Source organism: uncultured Sphingobacterium sp. (genome assembly GCF_964277905.1).
Taxonomy (GTDB): domain Bacteria; phylum Bacteroidota; class Bacteroidia; order Sphingobacteriales; family Sphingobacteriaceae; genus Sphingobacterium; species Sphingobacterium siyangense.
In genome coordinates this window covers 89,830-114,767 of record NZ_CAXYKD010000003.1, presented here as the reverse complement: position 1 = coordinate 114,767, position 24,938 = coordinate 89,830, and the positions used below count along the sequence as shown (strand labels likewise).

The following is a 24,938-nucleotide window of genomic DNA, read 5'->3' as shown; positions in this document are numbered from 1 at the left end:
TTAGACCTGTTGGCAACACGATGAAAATCCGCGATCCAAAGGAATGCTCTTGTACAATTTAACAACTTGGCGACATGGACAAGTAATTTAAGGAAAATAAACAGGATATTTTAGCGGATAGGAAACGAGTATACAAAGGAGAATGCGGAAAAGGCTTTAGCGTAATATAAAATAGGAATGCTAAGGTGACGATTTCAAATAAAACCTTCATGACTTCGTAGACACCAAGAGCAATGAAAGCAAACTGAAGGTTCTTTCTGGCCAATAAGATTAGACACTTTTAGAAAAAAGAGCAGCAGAAATTTCCTGCTGCTCTTTTTACATCGCGATAAGCTGTTTTTATTTCGTGCCAGCATGTTCTAGTAATTCGATAGCATCGTAAAGCACACCTGCTTCACCTCTAAAAGTTCCTGAACCTTCTGGTTTATTATCTTTTGTGTACCATTCATAAAAACCTTTATTTTTGATAACACGGGCAAGCATCGGCTGTATTTGCTCATAGGCTTCCTGTTGAAAACCATTTTTAATGAGCTGCTGAATCATACGCCCACCGAACCAGGTCCAGTCCCCACCATTTTGATAACCATACGGATACATGCCTTTGTTTTTAAATGAACCTGCAGGATAAGTTGGGTACACGGTAAGTCCAATTGTTGCCGCACCAGCGTCTTTTACATTTTTAATCATTTTATCCAATGAAACTTTTATTTGCTCTTTGCTGAGTAAATTTGCCTCAATAGCGATAGCTGTTCCTCCATGATAATAGATTTGAGTTTCATCAAAATCAGCCGAAAATGGAGAGCCTTTGATATAAATATGGGGAATAAACTTCTGGTTCTTTTCATCCCAAAGGTGTTTCATGGTGTTACTTGCTATGGAAGCTCTGATTTTTCCCCATTTTTCTTTTTTCTCAGGAAGTAGATCCATGTAGTTGTCAAGGGCGATCAAAAACATCGCATTGTCGTAGATGTCCAAAGCAATATGCGAATTTTCATCTAGATGGACACCCCAGTCATGCTCGGGTTGAACGTCGCCCCAATCAACCGTGGTTGCACCCCAAAGTAAACCATAAGTATTATTATAACGTTTGTCCAATAAAAATTGCAAAGCATGTTCCATGCGATCCTTTACAGTTGCATCACCAATTTTTTCATTGAGAAAAGCCTTATCTTTAGTAGCAACGATATATTTGTGTACCGCTTGAATTAAAGAAGATTCCTGGTCTGTTTCAACGGTGTTTTTATGTGCAGCATAATCAGGAGCCAAGGAGCTGGTGATTGTGTAATAGTCCGATACGCCATTTTTTAAGCTGGATTTTTTGACAAAACCATCGGCAATATTACCATCAGAACCTTGTAGTTTAAAGAACAAAGCCAATTGATCTTTGATCTGTTCATGGGGATGTACTTTTGTTGCTAAGGTGATAAATGTATTGTAGTCTCTAATCCATACCTCACTGTATCCATCCCCCGCATTGAATCCGCTTTTGATGATGTTCGTCGCCATATCTTTGACAATATGGAAGCTGCTATCTTTTTGGATGCTGTCTTGTAAATTGTTCGTAGATGCTTTACTGCCCGCGTTTTGGCAGGACAGTAATAGGAGCGATGAAGATAATGCAAAAAATATAGTTCTCATTGTGCTGTTTGTTTATAATAAATGGTTTGATTAACATTTGGATTCTTTTACAAAAGATTGGATAACCTTTGCCTTACCGTTTCCTAAATTACGCAATGTATAGGACCCAGCAGCAGCAGGAACGGCAAAAGTCTCGGCATAATGGAAGACCCTCTTCATGCCATTTGCTGTCGTCAGCTCAATTGCCTCGCCCTCGACAAGCATCATGATATGACACTGTCCCTGCGTTTCAATCGAAACATTCTGATCGAATTCGTATCTAAAAACATCGTAGAAATGATCTTCATGTGTTGGCAAATGTATTCTTGTTGTTTGCGCATCAAGGATTTTTTCACTGGGCTGAGATAGCAGTGTGTTTTTTACGACATCACCTTTCCGGCTAAAATTGAGGTTAGCGAATGCTCTATCGATATTTAACGGACGTGGTTTCCCATCTAAATCGGGACGCACCCAGTCGTACATTTTAAAGGTATAATTATAAGGTGTTGCACTGATTTCGAGCACGAGATTGTTCACGCCGGAAGAATGTACGGTACCATGTGGAATCAAATATAACTGGTGTTTCTTGGATTCGAATTTTTGAACGTATTGCTCGATATCCATAGCTATTCCGCTATGGAAGCTCTCTTCTAAAGCTGAGCGAAATTTGTCTGTATCAATTGTTTGCTGAAAGCCTAGATACACTTGCGCATCCTCTTTTCTATCAACGATATAGTATGATTCGTCCTGTGTGAAGTTTTCTCCAAATTCTGCTTTTGCATAAGCTGGACTGGGGTGACATTGAATGGATAGGTTGCCGCCATCAAAGGTATCCAGGAAATTGAAGCGTATTGGGAATTCAACATCGAAACGTTGCTGTGCATGACCGAGTACATTGGCACTTTCTTGAAACATCAATTGATCGAATGAAATTTCGAGTATATGTCCATCTGCTTCGAGCAAAATACCGTTCTCGGGGACAATCATTTCGAAGGACCACGCATAGTTTTTGACATCCTGATCGATGCCCGTAAGGTGCTCTTTCATCCACTGTCCACCCCATACTCCGGGTTCAAAAGTTGGTCGTACGCGGAAGTAATTTTGGGACATGGTTTGCAATGTATCGCGTAGATCCTTCCCCGTAATCCATGGTAAGCTGTGGGGCGATTGTTGATCAGCAAGAATTTCGACACGGGACAAGATGGATCTTTTATGTCGGTTCAATATTTCCCAGTCGACAAAATAATAACGCTTATAGGTTTCCTTTTGATTGGTTTGTGTTGAACAGCCTAAATTTAAAGCTTCGCCTGCACGCATGCGTTGAATAAGCACATTTTTGGGCAGATCAATAAACATCAGTTGACTAGACGTATCAACTAATGATGCTCCAGGACCATAAAAGATGGTATATTCACCTTGTTTTGAATTGGAGTTCGCTAGTATTGTTTGAAAATCTGTTAGCTTTTTAGTATCAAAGTATTCAATGAGCTGAATCCCTGCCTTTTTTCCGAACAATGGGTCATTGCCGCCTAGGTAGGGGGAGACAATATCCTGGATGGCTGATTCCGATTTTAAGGCAGAATCCATCGCAATAAATCGTGTGGCTATGCCCTGTTTTTCAAATTCTTGCTTTAGGTTGGGGATGATTGTGTCCCAGTTAACACCTACAAAACCATCAATGCTATGTATATTATGCGTAATGAGATGTGCAACAAGATCTTGGTAAGAATTTGATAAGTTTCCTTGGACTGGAAACGTCGGAGCGATTTCGTACTGAAAAGGTTTTGTTTGAGTATTAGAATACATATTGATGTAATTTTTATTGCAAATGAATGATGTTGAATAAATAGCTTTTTGTTTACTTGTCTGTTGATTTTTTGTTGTGTTTTTCAATCCAGAATTTTTCGATCTCCTCCAAAGGTTTGCCCTTCGTTTCTGGAAGAAATCCAAGTACAACAAGGAATGCGATGGCACAGAAAAATGCAAACAACCAGAACGTATAGCGGGCGCCCCAGGAAGCGAGAAGAATAGGCGTTAGTTGGCCCACGATCGCATCGGAAATCCACATCACCATAATACTGATACCCATGGCACGAGCCCGGATGGCATTAGGGAAGATTTCGGCTGCGACGACAAATTTTAGTGGGCCAATGGAAAAAGCAAAGAAAAATAAGAAGGAAAGTATCGCGATAATCAATGCGATATTATTGACTTGACCTTGATTAAAAAGATAACCAGTAACCAGCAAACTCACGGTAGCACCTACAGTTCCCAAAAGATATAAGGGACGTCTGCCCCAATTATCAACCTTCCAGATTGCGAAGAAAGTAAATAGCACATTGGCGGCTCCAAAGAATAACTGGGCATGATAGGAATTGTTTAATGAAATACCTGATTCAAGCAATATGCTCGGACCATAATAAACAATTGCGTTGATTCCACTGAGCTGTGAAAATAAAGGGAGGAATAAGCCCAATAGAAAGGCCTTGCGATAAATAGGAGAGAACAGATCACGTAGATTTCCTTTCGAGGAAACATGGCTGACCTCTTGTATATCCGATAGTCCTAATGTGGCACTGATCGCTGCAACTTCAGTGTTTCGTCCATTTTTAGAAAGCCAACGCGGACTTTCAGGAATAAAGTAAACTCCAATGCATAACAATAAAGCCGGTATTGCGCCAACTAAAAACATAGTTCGCCACAGTTCATTTTGCTGGGCGGAGGTATATTCAAGAATCAGGTAATTGCTGATATAGGCAAATAAGATACCGAATGTAATAGCGAGCTGGTAACAGGTGACTGATCTTCCTCTAAATTTGCTTGGCGATATTTCCGCGAGATATAAGGGTACAACAATTGAGGCTATTCCAACACCCAGGCCCCCAATGCTTCTACTCGCAATCAATATGCTGTAAGAAGGACTGAATCCACAGCCAATTGCTGAGAATAAAAAAAGCAGGGCCGCAGTAACAAAGGCGGGTTTTCGGCCGTATTTATCTGTTAATGGTCCTGTGAAAAATACACCAACAATACAGCCTAGCAAGGCTGAACTGACGAAAACGCCCTCTTGAGCAGGAGATAGTCCGAAAAATTGCTTCACCAATGGCAAAGCACCTGCAATTACAGCCATATCGAAACCGAAAAGGAGTCCTCCAAGTGAAACGATACATAAAATGATGATAAATTTCTTTGACATCTGCGGTTTATATTAATATGTATATACATACAAACATATATCTATTTTTTTAATTATGCAAAAAATCTTATTTTAGCACAAGCAATCCAAATGATGAATTTAAAAATAGATCATAAAAGTCCTGTTCCGCTGCATATACAAGCTGAGAATTTGTTACGCGAATTAATTAAGCAGCCTGAATATATAGAGGGGAAATTATTACCCAATGAAATTGAATTAGCAAAAAGATTGGCAATTTCCCGTTCTACTTTGCGTTTAGCGATCAATAAACTGGTATATGAGGAGCTGCTAATTAGAAAGAAGGGGATAGGAACGAAGGTGGCTAGTTCTAAATTCAGTTCAAAATCCAAAAATTGGTTGAGTTTCTCACAAGAGATGAAAAATCGTGGGATTGAGGTGAAGAATTTTGAACTTCACGTCAGCTGGGTTGTTCCGGATAAAGCTGTTTCGAAGTTTTTTAATGTAGATGAGGATCAGAAGCTGTTAAAACTAGAACGTCTGAGAGGAAAGAAAGATGACCCATTTGTTTATTTTATCTCTTATTTCCATCCGCGTATAGGTTTAAACGGCGATGAAGATTTTAAGCGGCCTCTATATGAAATCTTAGAAGCAGATTATCATGTCGTTGCAGATCTTTCTCAGGAAGAGTTGGATGCAATGGCTGCAAATAAATTTATAGCTGATAAATTGGAGATTAATATCGGTGATCCTATTTTGTCGCGCAAGCGGTTTGTATTTGACCAATCTGGAAAGCCAATTGAATATAATTTAGGATTCTACCGTGCGGAAAGTTTTACCTATACTGTTGAAAGCAGAAGAGATTATTAAGTAATTCACTCATCCTATTATCCATTCAAAAAGGATGATAGGATGAGTGAATAGCTCATTTATTTATTCTTTTCTTTTAATGATTCTTTTCTACGGTAGTTTCTGCCCAGCTTTCTAGGAGCGCTATTGCTTTACTGAGCACTCCTGCTGAACCTTTGAATTTCCCTGATCCGCTAGGGACGTTATTTTGACCATACCATTCGTAAAATCCTTTGTTTTTCACAACCCGATCGATCATCGGTTGAAGTTCTGCATAGGCTTCTTGATAAAAGCCGTTTAAAACGAGTTGCTGGATCATCCGCCCGCCGAACCAAGTCCAATCACCGCCATTTTGGTATTGGTAAGGCTGAGCCATTCCTCCGATGAAAAATCCAACCGGATAGGTCGGGTATAAGGTCAATCCAATACTCGGCATGCCAGATAACCGCACGTTTTCCAGCATTTGCGTATTAACTGTTTTTATTTCTGAAGCGGAAAGCAACCCGGCTTCTATCGCGATGGCGGTGCCCCCATGATAATGAATCGTATTTTCATCAAATCCTTTTGGTATAGGAGATGTCTTAGGGTAGATATGAGGGATGAATTTTTGTTTTTTCTTATCCCATAAATAACGTCTGCTGTTTGTTTCGAGACTCTTTTTTAATCCCTTCCATTCTGTCACCTTCGGAGAGTTGGGCTGGATATCAATCAATGTCTGCAATGCAATAATAAACATCGCATTGTCATAAATATCGATCGCCTCATTGGAGAGCTCATTCCAGTCACAACCAAAGCTATCGTTAGGTTGTACATCTCCCCAATCTGCGGTCATCGCACCCCAAAGCAATTGATACTTGTGGTTGAACCGTTCTCTTTTCAAATAATCCAACATGAGTTGGATTCGATCTTTGACGTAAATTCCACCAATAGACTCCTCCAGGATACTGTAATCCTTTGTTTTCCGGATATATTTACCGAGCAGTTGGATGAGTGACGTTTCCTGGTCTGTTTCTACTGTATTTTTAAATCCAACATGGCCGGGCGCATTTTCTGAATAATAAGGTGTGTCATCGTGCCAGGTAAAATCCTTCTTAAGGACATAGCCGTCTACCATTTCACCATTGGGCTGTTGCATTTGAAAGAATACTAAAATGGCCCCCCTAATGTCCGCTTGGGACCGCTCTTCCAAGGCGGTTTCAATAAATGTATTGAGATCCCTGGCCCAAATCTGTGAGTAGCCACTTCCAGCATTGAAACCTTCTTTGATGACCTCTCGGGCAAGGCTGTCGACATATTTTAAGTTTTGATCCGCTAGAATGCTTTTTGCCAACTTAAGTTGAGTTATACCGTCGGGTTTTGTTTGTTGTGCTGATAGTTGGGTTCCGAGTAACAGAAGTATTAGACTAAAAAATGGGGTGTTTTTTTTCATTGTGGTTTTATTGTAATTAATTAGGCTTGACAAGTGTATCTGTCAATAATTTGTATCTATTTCAGGATTAATTTTCATCTACTTCAGGGCTTTTGATCGAAGATCAGCCGTCTGATGTGTATTTTTTTTGAATTTATTTACTGGTTATATTTTAGTATGTATGTACAATCAAAGTTATGGAAAAATGTCAGTATTTAAGCTTTAATAACGTTTTATTTGGTTAGTATTTAAAATTTTACAAATTTAGGCATTATGGTGAGGCCTTTTCCGTAGTTAAATCGCGTAAGAAAATAGAGCTCATGTTTATACATGGTCATTTTTTTTGTAAGTTTGCTGTAGAACCTAATTGAAAACAATGGTAAAGCGTATCATTTATTATTTTTGTAGTTTATTTGTTAGTACGGCAGCTGTCTTTGCACAGCAGAAAACAGATTTGACCGTTTTTGTAAAACCTAATATTGGATCCGTTCATAGCCGGTATTTCTTTTATACACCAGCAGCAGTACCTTTTGGAATGGCTAAGCTCGCTCCGAGCACAAATGGAAGCTATGGGAACAAGTCAGGCTGGGAAGCTGTGGGGTACGATGATAGGCATGGGTCAATAGAAGGATTCGCTAATTTTCACGAATTCCAAGTAGGCGGAGTGGTATTTGCACCATCCGTTGGAAAATTGAAGACAACTCCTGGTCAACTTGATCGTCCACAAAGCGGCTATCGTTCTGCCTTCGATAAGAAAGATGAGTTTGCTACTTCTGGCTATTACCGCGTCAAGTTAAAAGATTATAATATACTTGCGGAGCTCACTGCAACCAAGCGCGTCGGTTTTCATCGGTATACTTTTCCAAAAACTCAAGAAGCCAATCTTATTTTCGATATTGGCCATGTTATGGGGGAAAGTGGCCCAGTCGTTGATGCTGAAGTGAATTATGACAAACAGCACGTCTGGGGATATGTGGTTACCAATCCTGTATACGTACAAAAATATCAGCAGGGTGCTCACGTTAAGATGTTTTTCTTCGCGGAGATAAACAAACAGCCTAAATCTTTTGGAACATTTAGAGATTCCACGACTTTCGATCAACACAGCCGTATAAAGGGAAAAGGGGCTGGCTTGTTCCTGAAATTTGATACCCAGGCAGGGGAATCTATCGAAGTCAAGACCGGTTTGTCTTATACATCTGTAGAAAATGCGCAACTGAATTTGCTTAAAGAAGCAAAGGATATGTCGTTTGATGTGGCAAAGAAAAATGCCTTGCAAACCTGGAATAGTGAACTGGGAAGAATCTTGGTGGAAGGGGGCAAAGTGGACGACCGCATTAAATTTTATACTGGATTGTATCATGCTTTACTTGGTCGTGGGCTTGCAAGCGACGTAAATGGTGCATATCCTAAAAATAATGGCTCGGTAGGGCAGATTGCCCTAAATAAACAAGGGCAGCCTATTCATCATCATTATAATACCGATGCGATCTGGGGCGCATTTTGGAATTTGACACAGTTGTGGTCCATTGCTTATCCAGACTATTACAACGACTGGATTCAGAGTCAATTGTTGGTCTATCGCGATGCCGGTTGGTTAGGAGACGGTATCGCCAACAGTAAATACGTTTCGGGTGTAGGGACTAATTTCACAGGTTTGGCAATTGCAGCGGCGTATAATGTGGGTATTCGTGACTATGATGTGAATCTTGCCTATGCTGCGGTGCGTAAAAATGAATTGGAAGCGAAGGACCGCCTGCCTGGGGCAGGAAAATTAGATGTAGGAGTTTTCGTTCGCAAGGGCTATTCACCCTATATAAAAGATGATAATGGTAGTCCCGAATTAATGACCAATGGATCTCCTTTTGGTGCTTCGCATACCTTGGAATATGCTTTTTCTGCTGCTGCCGCCGCACAATTTGCAAAATCATTGGGGCATCAAAAAGACTACATTAAATTTCAGGGATTATCCGATGGATGGCGCAATCTGTACGATACCACGACGAAGTTTATGCGACCAAAGGACAGTACTGGACGATTTATTTCAAATTTTAACCCTTATGAACCATGGCGTGGATTTCAGGAGGGAAATGCTTGGCAGTATACCTTCTATGTTCCGCATGCCCCACAAGAATTGGTTAAACTGGTTGGAAAGGACCTGTTCAATCAGCGGTTGGATAGTATTTTTACGGTGTCGCAGAAGAATGTGTTTGGAGGCGGTACACAAATTGACGCTTTCGCAGGGATTGAAAGTCTTTATAATCATGGTAATCAACCGAACCTGCATATCTCTTGGCTATTCTATTTTTCTGGTAGACCTGATTTAAGTCAGAAATGGGTACGGGCAATTTGCAATGAGTTTTATGGTAATGATGCAATACACGGCTATGGCTACGGACAAGACGAAGACCAAGGACAGCTTGGAGCATGGTATGTCTTGTCGAGTATCGGTCTATTCGATGTACGAAGTCTCACCACCGAGAAGCCCGCGCTTCAGATTGGCGCACCACTTTTCGATCGGGTAACGATACAATTGCCAGAGAAATTAAGAAAAAATAAATTTATCATTCAGGTGAAGAAGGAGCAGCCCAATAGTTATATGGTTGATCAGGTTCGGTTGAATAACCGCCTGTGGAAAGGTTGGCAGCTTCCTTTTGAACGCCTGGTAGAAGGTGGGATTTTAGACCTCAAGTTGAAAGACAACTAAATTTAAGCAATAGAAAAATAGCCCCATTCGGGGCTATTTTCAAGGTAGGTTGGTTTGTTGATTGCCTACGCGATTTCAGCAATAAAATTGCCCTCTTGATCCAAATCGGCTTTGTGAGCTGCGATTTGTTGAAGATTAATATGTCCAATGACATATTTGAAATCTGGTGCGTAATATCGTTCTGTGATTTCACTGAAATTTAACTTTTCAATCAGCGTATCATCGGTGTATCTCAAATAAACCTTAATTAAATAATCTTGGCTATAATTTAATGTGCTGGATTCTAAATGTTTTTTATATTCATAACGGTATCCATAGCGAAGGGCAGCGATATCCGATAGTACAGCAGAGCCCGTAGGGTGGCCACCGGCTCCTTTACCATAGAAAAATTGTTCGTCTGCAAAGGCCGCTTTTACCAATACACCATTGTTCTCATTTTCTACATTATACAGCATGCTGTCTTTGCCTACTAGGCGTGGTAATACATAAAGTACAACTTTGTTGCCGTCGATCTCTTTTGCTGTTGGTATCAATTTGATCTTGAGGTTCTTTTCTTTAGCAAAACGAATATCTTGCTGTCCCAATTTGTCAATACCAATATTAAATACATCGTCTGGTTTGACATAGATCCCGTACGCATGGGAAGCAACAATACATACTTTAAATTTTGGGTCAAATCCACCTACATCAAGGGTAGGATCTGTCTCTGCAAAACCAAGTTCTTGCGCTTTCTTTAAAGCGTCTGTATATTGCTGGTTTTCATTGAAAACTTTAGATAAAATATAGTTGGAAGATCCATTAAAAATACCGCTGACAGAATGAAGTAATTCATTGTCATAGTACTCTTCTAAATTCCGTATAATGGGAATACTTCCGCAAACGGCACCTTCATACAATAAACTGGTGCCATATTCATGTTGGATATCAACCAGCTCTTCCAAATGGCTTGCAATCATTTTTTTATTGGCAGATACCACATTTTTTCCCGATTTCAAGGCACGAACAGTTAGTTGATAGGCCGCTTCGGCATCATCTATCAGTTCGACAACAGTATTAATTTCTGGGTCACCTAAAATTGTTTCGGCATCGGTAGAAAATAGATCTGCTGGTAACGAGCGCTTTTTATCTCCGTTTTTAATGACAAATTTCTTGATCTCCAGATTAAGGTTTTTGGTTTTGATGATATCGTAAAGACCTTGGCCTACTACACCAAACCCAAACATCCCTATTGTTAATTTATTACTCATATCTCTTCTTAAATTCTCTTATATATTATTTATTCTCTTATACTAATTCGTTGATGTATTCTTTTTGTTCCCGCAGAAAGCTGCTGATGATTTTAGTGAGTTTTTTTGTTTCGATCAAAAATCCATCGTGGCCATAAGTAGACTCAATCTCCTGATAGTGGGCATTCGGAATATGTTGAGCGATGAATTGTTGCTCTTGTGGAGGAAACAACAAATCTGTATTGACGCTCAGCACTAAAGTTGGACAGTCGATGCTCGCTAGAGCGGATTCGATAGATCGTCTCCCACGACCTAAATTATGGCTGTCCATTGCTTTGGTTAGGAAGTAATAGCTGTACGCATTATAGCGTTTTACCAATTTTTCACCCTGATAGTTTTGATAGGAGGATGCTTTATAATGATCGAGTTTTTCGTTATCATCCTCCTTTTGTGTGTTGGCATACGTTGTATAGTTGCGGTAAGACAACAGTGCCATAGCGCGTGCAACTTTTAAACCCTTAGCTCCGCCGTCGGGATGATTGGCGTAAAAGGTTCGATCAGTTGTAATGGCAAGACGTTGACTTTCATTGAATGCAATACCCCATGGTGAATGGACGGCATTTGTTCCAACAACGATTAGATGGTTGATGGCTATACTGTGCGATACAGCCCATTCCAATGCTTGTTGACCGCCCAATGAGCCCCCAATAAGGATCTCTATTTGTTTGATATCCAGGTGGTCTGCAAGAAATTGATGTGCATTGATCAAATCTCTTACTGTAAATTCAGGAAAAGATAGGTAATAAGGCTGTCCAGTAGCTGGGTTTACAGATAGCGGATTACTGCTATTATATGCTGATCCTATGACATTGGCGCAGATAATATAATAATCGTTTGAATCAAATAATTCACCTGTTCCAAAAAGACCTGACCACCAATCCAGTACATCTGCATTGGCCGTTAGTGCATGGCAAACCCAGATCACATTACTGCGATCTGCATTGGGTTTGCCAAATGTTTCATAACTGATTTGTAAATCAGTAAGCTCTCTTCCATTTTCAAATACAAAAGGCTCCGGGTGCAGATAAATATGCTTACTCATTTTACGTTTAAGTTTAGGCCGAAAAAATCTGATTATTTAATTTTATCAAAAGCTTGTTGTAAATCAGCTTTGATGTCATCAATATGTTCTATTCCGACAGAAAGACGTAATAAACCTTTGAACACTCCAGCATTGGCTTGATCTTCATCACTTAATTGTTGGTGAGTAGTCGCTGCTGGATGGATAATCAATGACTTCGTATCGCCAACATTGGCCAGGTGACTGATCAATTCTAAACTGTCGATAAAGCTATTGGCCTTCTGTGCTGCGTCACCTTTGAGTTGGAAAGAAAGTACTGCACCATAGCCATTTTTAAGGTATTTTTGTGCGTTAGCGAAGCTCGGAGAGCTTTTTAAGCCCGGATAGTTTACTTTTTCTACCTGTGGATGCGCCTCAAGCCATTTAGCTACCTCTAAAGTGTTGTCTACATGGCGTTGCACCCGCAAAGACAGGGTTTCAAGGCCTTGTAATAATAAGAATGAATTGAAAGGGGAGAGTGCTGGTCCGAAATCCCGAAGCCCTTCCACACGTGCCCGAATGGCAAATTGAATATTTCCAAACGGTCCGCCTTCACCGAAAACTTCGGAAAAAACTAAGCCATGATAGCCTTCAGATGGTTCGGAAAATTGAGGGTATTTTCCGTTGCCCCAATTGTAGTTTCCGCCGTCGACGATGACACCTCCAATGCTTGTGCCATGTCCACCGATCCATTTAGTTGCCGATTCAACAACCACATTTGCACCATACTCCAAAGGTTTAAATAAATAACCCCCAGCTCCAAAAGTATTATCGACGATTAACGGTAAGTCATATTTTTTTGCTACTGCAGCAATTTTCTCAAAGTCTGGAATATTGAAACTTGGGTTTCCAATTGTTTCAACATAGATGGCCTTTGTTTTATCATCAATGAGGGCTTCAATTTTATCTGCCTCGGCGTCCGTTGCAAATCGAGCTTCGATGCCCAGGCGTTTAAAAGAAACTTTAAACTGGTTGAATGTACCGCCGTATAAGTTGGATCCGGCAACAAAATTGTCACCACTTTCCAAGATATTATTTAATGCAATAAACTGTGCCGCCTGGCCAGACGCAACAGCAACAGCCGCGACTCCACCTTCAAGTGCCGCAATACGTTGTTCGAAAACATCCGTAGTAGGATTCATAATCCGTGTATAAATATTGCCGAACTGCTTTAATGCAAATAAGTTTGCGCCGTGTTCGGCATTTTCAAATACAAAAGATGTTGTTTGATATATAGGAACTGCTCTAGATCCCGTAGTAGGGTCAGCGACTTGGCCAGCGTGAACCTGAAGAGTTTCGAATTTTAAATTTTTGTTTGAAGACATAATATATCAGATTTTAAGGGTTCAAAAAGAAATTGCTAAGTAAAAAGAGAAGCATACACACCTCCTTGAAGGGTCTGTTAAATCTTTATCCAAGAAAAAGGAAATGATTTTTAACAAGCATGGAAGTGCATATGCATACGCATTCGCATCAATACAGTTGTATGATGGCTTACACTTTCGCTTATCGTGCGGCTCACTTGTGTTGAACCTGAATTTTTAATGGACTTCAGTAGTTTAATAATCATTGTCTTATGTTATTTATATGCTCCAAAACGATATTGTTTTGGACAGGAATTGGCACCTTTTCAAACAAATTGAAGGTTGCCAGTGGGTCATTGAGCCAGTCTCTCGCCACTTCTTTATAAATCAAGACCTACTGATTAAGGGAGGTGTTGATTAGAAATCTTCTTTCGAAGACGATACAAATATAAACTCTTTTTTTATTAAAGCAAAAGAAAAGCTGTTTTTTAGTTAAAGGAATTTTGAATAACATACGCATCGGATCGCATATTGTCCGATGAAACTTGATAAGTAACTGCCAATCGGATATTATGATTTCTTTAAGTTGATCCGTTCTGCAATTTGATTTAAATCTGTTAAAAGAGGTTTAAGTGCATCAATTCTACTATGGATATCATACGTCAGGTGGCGATTCGTCTTTTTGCTTAACGATAGCGAAAGACCCACCAAATGGGAGTTGACCTGATAAGAGAGTGCCTGAAAATGGTGGATATGTGACCAATCCATCCATTTGTGTTCGGGTTCTTTTTTCATTTGATTGATAGCGTCTGAAAACAGGGCCATGGCAGTCTGCGCTTTTTTGCGAGCCAGCCGTATATCAAACGAACTTTGTCTCTCGTCCGACAGACGGTTATTGATGATCTGGAAATAATGTTCGTTGTAAAGGGATACTTCTTTTGCCAGCTGAACCATGCCTGTGCTCTGGCGTACGGGGATCAAGAAATAACCTGCTATAGCTAAGAATGCTCCAATGAGTGTGAAAAGTATTCGGCTGCCTAAAATGAGATTGATATTGCCTTCAAACAAATTGAGCGCAATTACAATTCCCAAGGTAATAAAGATGACACTGACCATATAATTAGATCGATTGAATAAAAAGAATCCGAAAAGACCTAATGCAGCTATGGTAAGGAGAGCCGGGAGAAAATGAATAGCAATTAAGCAGAATATGCCAACGATTATACCCGAGAATGTGCCTACAATACGCTCTATATTACGCTTTTTTGTCATTGAAAATGCTGGTCTGGCAACAATAGCGATCGTCAGTAAGATCCAATAGGTATATTTAAAATCCAAAAATAAAATACCGATCAATGCGCCTGTTCCAAAAAGAAGAGCCATCCGAACGGCAAATCGAAAAAGCGGGTTATTCAGATGGAGTTTACTTTTTAGATCAGCGAAATTGCACAAAGGTCGATTGATAAATTGTTGGTACTCACTGCTGTCAATCTTATCCTGGATTTCCTGATTTTGATAAAAAGCCACCTGAATTCGGTTGAGTACTTCAATAATTGCTTCGATGTTGCTTATGATCGAACATAATATACTTTTTGCTTGACCGGCCTGCTCTTCTTGAATTTCTTTTAAATCCTGTAAGAGGGCATTAATTTTAAAGTTATTGTGATATAATTGATGTGCATACCGAAACCGCTTGTTAGGTTGTGAAAAGCTATCAATTTCTAAAGCTAATAATTTGATTGTTTGACGAATTAAAGGGAGGCTGCCTGTGTCTGCAAGGTTTTTGCGAATCGCATCATAATCGTGATCAAGTGCAATAATTAACTCATGGAGGTCAATTAACCCATAAACTTGACTGAGCCAATAATTGCTTTTATGCCACTGTTGGCTTATGATTTTTTTTTCTCGAAAAAGAAGGGACCTGATTTGTTCCTGTTGTTCGCTGATCTGGCCATGAATTTTGCCTACGCGACTGTACGTAATATTCAAAGGAATATCGGGATCGTAAGACTGGGATCGTATCAATAGAAATTGGGATAATCCATGAAAACCATTGGCCATCGCATGTTTTAGCGAGCGATAAGGTTGTATATAGGCCTGTAAAAGGCTAAAAAAGTAATATATAATGGATCCTGTTGTAATCTGTAAACTAACTGCAAGAGGGGGTTGCGGGGCCATTCCGATCACAAAACTCATGAGAATCAATGTCATGTTTCCAATTGCAGCATAACGAGCTCCAAAAATACCGTATAACGTACATATAAAACCGGCCGCCGCTAGCAATATAACCAAGGGCCAATGATACGGAAATACAATCGCTGTAAACAATGATGCAACGAAAAAGGTGGGAATACATACGAGAGCAGAAGAAAGTTTATCTTTTCTGTTTCCAGGAGGATCTGTGAGTGTTGTTAACAACGATCCGACACCGATTCCAATTGCCGTGCTCGCTTGCGCTCCCAATAAGTAGATCGCTAAACTTGGCAAGATGCTGATGGAAACATTACGTAATGCGTCTCCAGAATGCTCGCCATGCATAAATCGTATCATAAGGATATAAATACGGTAGAATCTTTTCTTCAATGATACAGTGCTCATTAATCAGTTTACTAATTTTCTGTGCAAAAATACAAATATTATGCTTAATATTTTTTGTATACAATTTATTTGTTTTGATTTTTGTTTGTTTTTTGAATTTTTATTTTGATTCGATGTACTTTTCTTGAGCTGTGCTTTTTGGAGATTCAAGATTAGCTGGGATGATTTTACCGGCTTTAGCATCGATCAGTGAAGGATATGGTTTACCGATGTTATTTGGTTGTCTACCGAGTGAATCGGACGATCTATCTATTTCTACTAGTCAACGTGTAATGAATACACGAGGTTTGTTGTCATTATTATGAAGTTGACTATCTAATCGATAGCCTAAAGAAATTACATTATGAAACCACAAAAAATTAAATTGCTCTTATTTTCTCTTATTTTATTCCTGTTTTCTATTGCCGGACCCGTTTCAGCACAGTCTGACGGGGGAAGATTACGTACAGTCGTTGTTGGACAAGACAACCAGCCTATTGTGGCTGCAAATATTTCACTATTTCGGAAGCCCAATGATATCTTGTTAAAAGGAACTTTATCCAACGAAAATGGAGAAATTGTGTTATCTGCGATCCCCGAGGGCAAGTATAGCCTACAGGTGTCCACGGTAGGGTATGCTGTTTATCGTTCTGCTGAAATGGTCGTAAATACGGGAGATCTCAAGGTGCTGGATACGATTCGTTTACAAGTGGAAAGTAAAGTGTTGAGTGAGGCGCAGGTGATCGGTAAGAAGCCATTGATTGAAAGTCATCTCGATAAAGTTGTCCTCAATGTCGAAAACAGTATTTTGGCAACAGGGAATAACGCATTGGAGCTCCTGCAAAAGGTTCCAGGAGTAACTTTAGACAACAAAAAGATCAATCTACGTGGAAAAAGTAATGTGATTATCATGATTGATGGTAAGCCTACTTATCTTTCTGCTGATGAAGTATCGCGATTATTGGAAAATACGGCTTCCAATGCAATAGCGTCGATCGAAGTACTGACCAATCCACCCGCAAAATACGATGCCGCAGGGAATGCAGGAATTATTAATATTAAGACAAAGAAGAATACGCAATTTGGAAGTAATGTTAGTTTAAACCTCAATTTAGGGCAAGGTAAATATACAAAGGCGGATGGTGGCTTTTTAATAAACCATCGTAACAATTGGGTAAACTTATTTTCTTCTTATAACTACGCAAATGCCTTAGGATTTAATGATTTAGATATCGATAGAGCTGTAGATACCAAAACCGGGACGACTTTTTTTAATTCGGATTCTTATTCGAAATTCCGTTATCGAGGCCATAATTTCAAATTTGCGGCAGATTTTAACCTGGGGAAAGAGGAGGTCATTGGATTTGTGGTTAATGGTAACGTAAGTAATGGCCATTCAACACGCGAGGGAAGCAATCTGATCGCCTCTCAAAAAGGAAAGCTTGATTCGATTGTATTAGGAAGCAATTTGTCAGATTTTAAATACCATTACCTCACTTATAATCTTAACTATAAAAAGACATTTGATACCTTAGGGACTGAATTGACCGTTAATGGGGATTATTCATATTCGAAAAATAATGACAATAGCACTGTTGGAAACCGTTTTTTGGACGCAAATTGGGAGGAATTTAAATCACCGAATATTTTTCGGAATGATATGCTTTCTAAGACAAAAATATTAGTTTTTAAAACCGATTTTGTGCATCCTTTTAATAAAACGACGAAACTTGAGGCGGGCTTAAAATATAGCCGCGTAAAAACAGATAATAATTTGTTGTACGAAGATCAGGATCAGCAAGGCGAGTTTGTGCAAAATAATGGTCAAAGTAATCAGTTTTTATATAATGAAAATATAGCTGCAGCTTATTTCAGCCTAAATAAATCGTTCGGAAAGTTTTCGGTACAAACTGGACTGCGTGTTGAAAATACGAGCTCCCTGGGAAATTCGGTAACGCTAGGGCAACAAACAAAACGGACCTATACCGATTTTTTCCCATCAATATTTGTACAGCAACAGATTAATGATAATCACAAGCTTGGTGCGAGTTATAGCAGACGTATTGACCGCCCTGATTATGGGTCATTGAATCCCTTTGTGTATTATTTGGATCAATACACGTATCAGTATGGTAACCCTTATTTAAATCCACAATATACTAATTCGTATGAAGTAAATTATACTTTTAAAGATCGCTATTTATTGAGTTTGGGCTACAAGAGGACCAACGATGCCATCACTCAGGTCATAGAAAGCAATTCGGAGACCAAAGCTATTGCACAGACAGACCGAAATCTGGCTTATTTTGATTATTACAACGTGAATGTCAATATACCAGTTAAGCTTTTTAAATGGTGGAGTATTTCTAACAATGCCAGCGCTTTTTATAATAAGTTTAGTTTTGATGAGCACTCCGGAGCGCAACGCCAATTGGAAAAGTTATCTTTCCAGGTAAGTTCCAATCATGATATTCGAATTGGGGAAACAACAAATCTGGAGCTGACAGCCAATTATTTTTCGCCAGCAGTTTATGGGGTATTTAGTTTTCAGTCTTACTATGGTATCGATCTAGGGGCTGGAAAAACATTTCTTGATAAAAAATTGAATGTGAAGTTGGCTGTAAATGATGTGTTGAATACAAGAGGTCAGCGCAGATTGTCGAGTTATCAGGAAAATGGATACTATCGTATACGAAATGGATATGATAGTCGGGTTATCCGATTGTCAGTTTCTTATCGTTTTGGTAATATGAATATTAAGTCAGTCAATAAGAAGGCTGGTAATAATGATGAAGATAATCGATTAAAAAAATAGGAGCTACTGTTGTATGGGGAGAGAAGGAGCGAGAGATAGCGAACGTTTCCCTGAAACAAAAAGAGCCTGCGATATCGCAGGCTCTTTTTGTTTTAGGGAAGTTATCTTAACTTAAAAATAAGATCTCTCTTAATTTTGGAAGAGGCCATTTTTTGTCATCAACAATTTTCTCCAATTTGTTGACATGATAACGGATCACATCGAAATATGGTTTAACCGATTCATCGTAAGCGATTGATCTTTCACGTACGTCATCAATTTGATTTGCTTTTTTACGTTCTTGACGCATTGCTTCAGCTTGCTCCAAGATGGTATTTACGTGTGTTGAAATACGTTCTACAAAGTTCAATTGAGAGCTGAATGCTGCCTGTGCTAGACCAAGGTCTTTTAATCCTTTGACGTTTTCAATCAATTCGTTTTGATAAATGAAACATGCAGGAGCAATTTGGTTGTTAACCATCTCTTCGATGACACGCGCCTCAATTTGTAATTTTTTATAGAAGTTTTCAAGCAAGATTTCGTGGCGAGCTTCTGATTCACGTTTAGTATAAATACCTAGTGATTCAAACAGGGCTAAAGATTCTTCTTTTACATAAACATCTAATGCTTTAGGCGTAGATTTGATGTTAGAAAGACCACGTGCCTCAGCTTCTTTTTCCCACTCTTCGCTATATCCATTGCCTTCGAAACGGATTGCTTTTGAATCTTTGATGTATTTGCGGACAACATTTAAGATCGCAAGATCCTTTTTAATGCCTTTTTTGATTTGTTTATCTACTTCCGTTTTGAACTCGATCAATTGTGCTGCAACGATTGCATTCAACACGGTCATCGGTAAAGCAGAGTTTGCAGAAGAACCAACAGCACGGAATTCAAACTTGTTACCAGTAAAAGCAAATGGTGAGGTACGGTTCCGGTCTGTATTGTCCAATTTTAACTCAGGAACTTTAGGGATACCATGCCATAAGTTTGCCTCTGCTTTTACTTTTTTAGCAACACGAGCAGATTCAACTTCTTCCAAAAGCTCATCCAATTGAGAGCCTAAGAAAATTGAAATAATTGCTGGTGGAGCCTCATTTGCACCTAGACGGTGATCGTTGCTTGCACTAGCGATAGAAGCGCGCATCAAATCAGCATATTCATAAACAGCTTTAATGGTATTGACAAAGAAAGTCAAGAACATCAAATTGTTTTTAGGTGTTTTTCCAGGAGATAATAAATTTACACCGGTATTTGTGATTAAAGACCAGTTGTTGTGTTTACCAGATCCGTTGACACCAGAGTATGGTTTTTCATGCAACAATACTTTGAAGTTGTGTCTTAAAGCAACTTGTTCCATGACATTCATCAACAATTGGTTGTGATCGATAGCCAAGTTGATTTCTTCGTACATTGGAGCACATTCAAATTGAGAAGGTGCAACTTCATTGTGACGAGTCTTTAACGGAATACCTAATTTTAAAGCCTCATTTTCCAAATCCACCATGTAAGCTAATACGCGCTCTGGAATAGCACCAAAATAGTGGTCTTCCAATTGTTGGCCTTTTGCCGACATATGGCCAAATAACGTACGGCCAGTTAACTGAAGATCTGGACGAGCATTATATAAGGAAAGGTCAACCAAGAAATACTCTTGTTCAATACCAAGAGAAGCGTTTACTTTAGTGACCGATTTATCAAAATATTGAGCAACATCTGTTGCAGCTTTATCTACTGCGTTGATTGCTTTCAATAAAGGAGCTTTATAGTCTAATGATTCACCCGTATAGGAAACAAAAACTGTTGGAATACATAATGTTTTACCAGCGCCTGTTTCGTAAATGAAGGCAGGAGAAGATGGATCCCAAGCTGTATAACCTCTAGCTTCGAACGTATTACGGATACCACCATTTGGGAAAGAAGATGCATCGGGTTCTTGTTGAACTAATGCGTCAGCTGTAAATTTTTCAATTGCTTCACCGTTTTCGTCTGGCTCAAAAAAAGCATCATGTTTTTCAGCAGTCGAACCTGTCAGCGGTTGAAACCAGTGTGTGTAGTGAGAAACGCCGTGGTTAAGTGCCCAAGTTTTCATGGCCTGTGAAATGTGTTCAGCCAAATCTCTTGAAATAATCTGTCCCTCTTCAATGGATGCAACTAACTCCTTGTATGAATTTTTAGGAAGGTAGTCTTTCATTTTGTTTACGGAAAAAACATTCTTTCCGTAGATGTCAGTTGCTTTTTTAGTTTCAACTTTTTCAAATGAAGCAATTTGGCGTGAGCCTGCTGCTTCTACTGCTTTGAATCTTAGGTTCGACATTTGTATTTTGTAGTTAAATTACAGTTTTGTTGATTTTGTTTTTCAAAAATATTGTGTTTTTATTGAAAACTGAAATTTTTTTTGATGTTTTTTGTGAAATAATTCAAAAATTATGGTTTTTGGCTAATAAAAAAGGTGTGATTTGTATAAATCACACCTTTTTTATTGTTTTGTATTATAATTCGAATCCCCAGTCTATTCCTTTTTCGGTGGCAGGTACTCCCTTCTTCATCCAGGCAGGGGCGGGGGCACCTTTTAAGAAATGATCGAAGAATTGCTGCTCGCGAATTTGTATATCCTTGCGGTTTTGTCGGAGTATGAGGTTATGTTCATCACCATTATAATTCAGCATCCATACGGGTTTGTTTAATCGGCGCAATGCAGTAAACATTTCAATGCCTTGATACCATGGCACGGCCCCGTCATTGTCATTGGCCATAATGACAACAGGAGTTTTAACTTTATCTAAATGGAATAAAGGTGAATTTTCGATGTACAGTTCCGGAGCTTCCCATAGCGTTTTTCCGATGCGGCTCTGTGTATGTTCGTATTGGAATTGACGCGACATACCGGTCTGCCAGCGTATTCCGCCATAGGCAGATGTCATGTTGACAACAGGAGCACCAGTCCAAGCTGCAGCATACATATTGGTCCGTGTAATGAGGTGAGCAACTTGATAGCCGCCCCAACTTTGACCCTGTATTCCCATCTTCGTACTATCAACCCATGCATTCTGAGCGAGGTATCTCATCCCCGAATTGATGTATTCTTCGGCTGACTGACCAGGGTGACCTGTTTTGTAGCTTATATTTGGTGCAAATACAAGGTATTCGTTACTTACAAAATAGGGGATGTTCAAACGTGATGGCGTAGGAGCAGGAGGTTGATATGTATATAATCCATCGGAAAGCTTTTCATAGAAGTAAGCTATAATGGGATATTTTTTTGCAGGATCAAAATTTTCTGGTTTATAAAGAATTCCCTCAGCCTGATTTCCTTCAGGCGTTGTCCAATGAACAAGTTCTGCTGTACCCCAATTGTAATTAGCCTGTTGGGGGTTAATATTGGATAGCTGTAATTCGTCTTTGAACTTGATGGTATTGGTATAGATATTAGGTGAATTCATATAATCCTCTTTACTGTACAGTATCGTTTGTTGATCTGCAGAAGAGCTGATATTCTTGAACGCTTTTGCCTCTACCAAAAGACTTTTTGGATCGCTATGCTGTCCCTTGAACTGGTAGAAACCAGACTCTTTGGTTTTATTGTCAAAAGACGTTAGAAAACCACCCTTTTTATAGTCAAGTGTAGTGGCTTGTTCGCGATCCTCTTCTCTTTTTAAAGGCAAGTAGCGGAAAGTTGTCTGTGATGCAGCTCCATAGCCGTTCGTCAAAATGGATTTGCTGGAACCGTCCAAGTTAAAATACCAGATATCATATCTCGAATTGACGTAAATCCCTTTAAAGTCTGGGCTCCATGCTGCCATGCCGTATCCTTGTGCTGAGGTAGGCATATCATTTTCTTCGTCGGCAAAGGACGCAGGTATACCGTCGTTTAGAACTGTCTTTTTCTTTGAACTAACCTGATAGGAATTCCAGGTTCCTTTATCTTGGTCGAAATATACGATGTATTTTGCGTCAGGACTTAAGATTGCATTTCCTGAAAAGTTTGAAAGGATTAACTCTTTATTTCCTGTTTTTGTCGAAACTAAATAGATGTCATCTCTTGTACTACCTTCCCATTGGCTTGCGATGCGCTTGCCAAAATCAGTACGCGCTAAGATATACTCTTCATTTCCGTCCGGTGTAAGTGCGGTGGAGTTGAATGTTTGATCCGTCAGGGGGATAATGTTACGATTGAATTTAGGGTAAGTGACCGCTAAGAAGTTTCTTGCAAGGTCTTTCTTTAAATTTACCAACTGCATGGGTTGTAAATAATCGTCTTGCCAGTTCCAAACGTCTACTTTAGCATGCTCAAAATCAACCAAAGTGGTGTCTTTAACACGCGGTATTGGTGCTATGCCGAAAAATAACTTCTCTCCATTTTTGCTGAAACGGATATCCCCATCCCCGCTAACAGCCCAGTTTTTAGGTATACCATTGCTGGTTTTTGTTGCGAGATATTGGGCTGTATCTATACCATTTGAATAGTAATATAAATTATAATTTTTCAGCAATGCCTTTTCATTGGAGAGATCCCCTAGGTACGCGAGCTGGTTGCCTGATTCATCAAATTTGAAATTTTTATAATTGCCTTTTCCATTTGATATCTTTTTGAGCTTTTTAGTTGCTATTTCGTAGAGGTAGACTCCAGATTCTTTTGACAGGCTATCTTTTGAATCCGTTTTTTTTGAAAAAACAATTTTCGATCCGTTTTTATTCCATTCATATTGATCTACCGATGAAAATTGTACTGAATCACCGGAATTTAAATCATATAAAGCAAGCGTTGCAACCGTTTTTTTCTTTTTATCGCTGCTTTTCTTTGCTGATGTGGCATCATTAGCCGTTTTTGCTTCAGATTTTTCATTTATTTCCTTGTCGAAAAGAAAAGAGACGAAATTGTTGTTTTGATCGGCAATTTTGTATGATTTTACCTGCGCAAATTTGACAAGGGATGAAGTTGTTAAATTGTAGATCGCCAATGAATCTTTTGGGAGTTCTTCGGCTTTCTTCTTTTTGATTTTGGCTTCTCGGGTTACGGCAAATGGCGCTTTGACCAAACTTAGCAGATGGTTTTCGGTATCTGTCAGTTTTCCATTATATCCACGGGGAATTTGAATGAGTTCTTTGTTTTCTTTGGTTTTGAGAAAAAGCTGATTATCGCCTTCTTGTGGTACGACCTGGAACAGGACAAATTTTCCCGATTTACTGATATAGGGCGATGATACGCTTTGCCAACTATCATATACCGTATGATCCAATGGTTTCTTTTGTGCATGGGCAGCGAATGCTGCCAGAAAACAAAATGGAATACAGATACTTTTCATATTCATATTTTAAACCTTTTTGTCGCAATTTATTCATAAAAAATAAATAAACATCGATTTTTTGGTATATTCATTGTTACGTAAACATAAAAAACTGGTTATGAAATCATCATCCGCTGTTATTATTTCGATTATAATGGGCGCTGTGCTCTTGCTTGGCACCTGGATATTGGGTACAGCTTATCGCTATAAGTTTAAATCGACGCAGACAATCACTGTTAATGGTAATGCCAAAAAAGATTTCGAATCTGATCTAGTCAAATGGAGTGCTACCTTTAGCCGAAAGAATTATGAATTGAGTGCTGCTTCAGCACAACTGGCCACAGATCGTGATTTGGTGCGGGATTTTTTAGTGCAACAGGGGGTTAAAGCCGACGAAATCCGTTTCGAGGCCGTTAATATTGCCAAAGATTTCGAATATCATACAGATGGAAAGGGGAATGGTTATAATACTTTTTCCGGTTATACATTATCGCAGGCCGTAAGTGTCGAATCAAAAGACTTAAATAAAGTAGACAATGCCTCACGAGAAATATCGACATTAATTTCCAAAGGGATAGAACTTAGCTCCAGCACCCCCAATTATTATTACTCCAAGCTAGAGGATCTGAAATTGGAACTTATTTCACAGGCTTCAAAAAATGCACATCAACGTGCAGATAATATTGCAAAGGAATCGAATGCCGGATTAGGTAATCTGGTAAAGGCTGATCTCGGAATTTTTCAGATAACAGGACAAAACGACAACGAAGAGTACTCTTCTGGCGGTGCATTTAATACAACCTCGAGAAAAAAAACAGCTAATATCACGGTTAAAGCAAGTTTTTTGAGTAACTAATGAAAAATTATTCGACTGAATTTCAGTTCTATATTGGT

General features: G+C 39.2%; 14 protein-coding genes and 1 riboswitch. Of the genes, 4 read left to right on the top strand and 10 right to left on the bottom strand.

Annotated elements, in window-relative coordinates; genetic code table 11:
- Positions 1-339 precede the first annotated feature (339 nt).
- From ACHWSC_RS02450 to ACHWSC_RS02440, 3 genes are read right to left on the bottom strand one after another with little or no spacing between them, the layout of a single operon-like run.
- Entirely contained in the window at positions 340-1,638 is a 1,299-nt protein-coding gene (locus tag ACHWSC_RS02450; RefSeq protein ID WP_394675687.1) for an amylo-alpha-1,6-glucosidase, read from the bottom strand.
- A 30-nt stretch (positions 1,639-1,668) separates the two neighbouring features.
- Positions 1,669-3,423 carry a class I mannose-6-phosphate isomerase gene (locus tag ACHWSC_RS02445; protein ID WP_394675686.1) on the bottom strand — a complete coding sequence of 585 codons (1,755 nt, stop codon included), beginning with the start codon at positions 3,421-3,423 and terminating at the stop codon, positions 1,669-1,671.
- 52 nt (positions 3,424-3,475) lie between these two features.
- Positions 3,476-4,813, bottom strand: a complete 1,338-nt coding sequence (locus tag ACHWSC_RS02440; protein ID WP_394675685.1) for a sugar porter family MFS transporter — start codon at positions 4,811-4,813, stop codon at positions 3,476-3,478.
- A gap of 90 nt (positions 4,814-4,903) precedes the next feature.
- Here ACHWSC_RS02440 and ACHWSC_RS02435 point away from each other — a divergent pair, with 90 nt between their 5' ends.
- Positions 4,904-5,641, top strand: a complete 738-nt coding sequence (locus ACHWSC_RS02435) for a GntR family transcriptional regulator (RefSeq protein WP_232475551.1) — start codon at positions 4,904-4,906, stop codon at positions 5,639-5,641.
- Positions 5,642-5,717: 76 nt separating this feature from the next.
- Here ACHWSC_RS02435 and ACHWSC_RS02430 read toward each other — a convergent pair whose 3' ends face one another.
- Entirely contained in the window at positions 5,718-7,049 is a 1,332-nt protein-coding gene (locus ACHWSC_RS02430) for a hypothetical protein (RefSeq protein WP_240199754.1), read from the bottom strand.
- A gap of 355 nt (positions 7,050-7,404) precedes the next feature.
- Between ACHWSC_RS02430 and ACHWSC_RS02425 the strand changes: the two genes are divergently transcribed.
- The gene (locus ACHWSC_RS02425; protein ID WP_394675684.1) at positions 7,405-9,735 is read left to right on the top strand and encodes a GH92 family glycosyl hydrolase; all 2,331 of its coding nucleotides are present in this window, start codon (positions 7,405-7,407) and stop codon (positions 9,733-9,735) included.
- 65 nt (positions 9,736-9,800) lie between these two features.
- Here ACHWSC_RS02425 and ACHWSC_RS02420 read toward each other — a convergent pair whose 3' ends face one another.
- The 4 genes from ACHWSC_RS02420 to ACHWSC_RS02405 form a co-directional block, all read right to left on the bottom strand.
- Positions 9,801-10,982, bottom strand: coding sequence for a homoserine dehydrogenase (locus ACHWSC_RS02420; protein WP_088162037.1), 1,182 nt, complete (start codon positions 10,980-10,982; stop codon positions 9,801-9,803).
- A 37-nt stretch (positions 10,983-11,019) separates the two neighbouring features.
- Positions 11,020-12,063: a homoserine O-acetyltransferase gene (gene metX, locus ACHWSC_RS02415; protein WP_394675683.1), complete on the bottom strand. Its 1,044-nt coding sequence runs from the start codon at positions 12,061-12,063 to the stop codon at positions 11,020-11,022.
- A gap of 32 nt (positions 12,064-12,095) precedes the next feature.
- A complete protein-coding gene (locus tag ACHWSC_RS02410) occupies positions 12,096-13,406 on the bottom strand; it encodes an O-acetylhomoserine aminocarboxypropyltransferase/cysteine synthase family protein (protein ID WP_075993185.1) in 1,311 nt (436 codons plus the stop codon).
- Positions 13,407-13,661: 255 nt separating this feature from the next.
- Positions 13,662-13,774, bottom strand: a riboswitch (SAM riboswitch).
- Positions 13,775-13,955: 181 nt separating this feature from the next.
- Positions 13,956-15,983 carry an FUSC family membrane protein gene (locus ACHWSC_RS02405; protein ID WP_394675682.1) on the bottom strand — a complete coding sequence of 676 codons (2,028 nt, stop codon included), beginning with the start codon at positions 15,981-15,983 and terminating at the stop codon, positions 13,956-13,958.
- Positions 15,984-16,326: 343 nt separating this feature from the next.
- Here ACHWSC_RS02405 and ACHWSC_RS02400 point away from each other — a divergent pair, with 343 nt between their 5' ends.
- Entirely contained in the window at positions 16,327-18,777 is a 2,451-nt protein-coding gene (locus tag ACHWSC_RS02400; RefSeq protein ID WP_394675681.1) for a TonB-dependent receptor domain-containing protein, read from the top strand.
- 106 nt (positions 18,778-18,883) lie between these two features.
- Here ACHWSC_RS02400 and ACHWSC_RS02395 read toward each other — a convergent pair whose 3' ends face one another.
- Complete coding sequence (locus ACHWSC_RS02395; RefSeq protein WP_088162032.1) at positions 18,884-21,073, bottom strand: glutamine synthetase III; 2,190 nt, start codon at positions 21,071-21,073, stop codon at positions 18,884-18,886.
- A 175-nt stretch (positions 21,074-21,248) separates the two neighbouring features.
- Entirely contained in the window at positions 21,249-24,068 is a 2,820-nt protein-coding gene (locus tag ACHWSC_RS02390; RefSeq protein WP_394675680.1) for a prolyl oligopeptidase family serine peptidase, read from the bottom strand.
- Positions 24,069-24,162: 94 nt separating this feature from the next.
- On the opposite strand from ACHWSC_RS02390, the gene ACHWSC_RS02385 reads away from it, so the two are divergent.
- Positions 24,163-24,900, top strand: a complete 738-nt coding sequence (locus ACHWSC_RS02385) for an SIMPL domain-containing protein (RefSeq protein WP_120332779.1) — start codon at positions 24,163-24,165, stop codon at positions 24,898-24,900.
- The last annotated feature ends 38 nt before the right edge of the window (positions 24,901-24,938 follow it).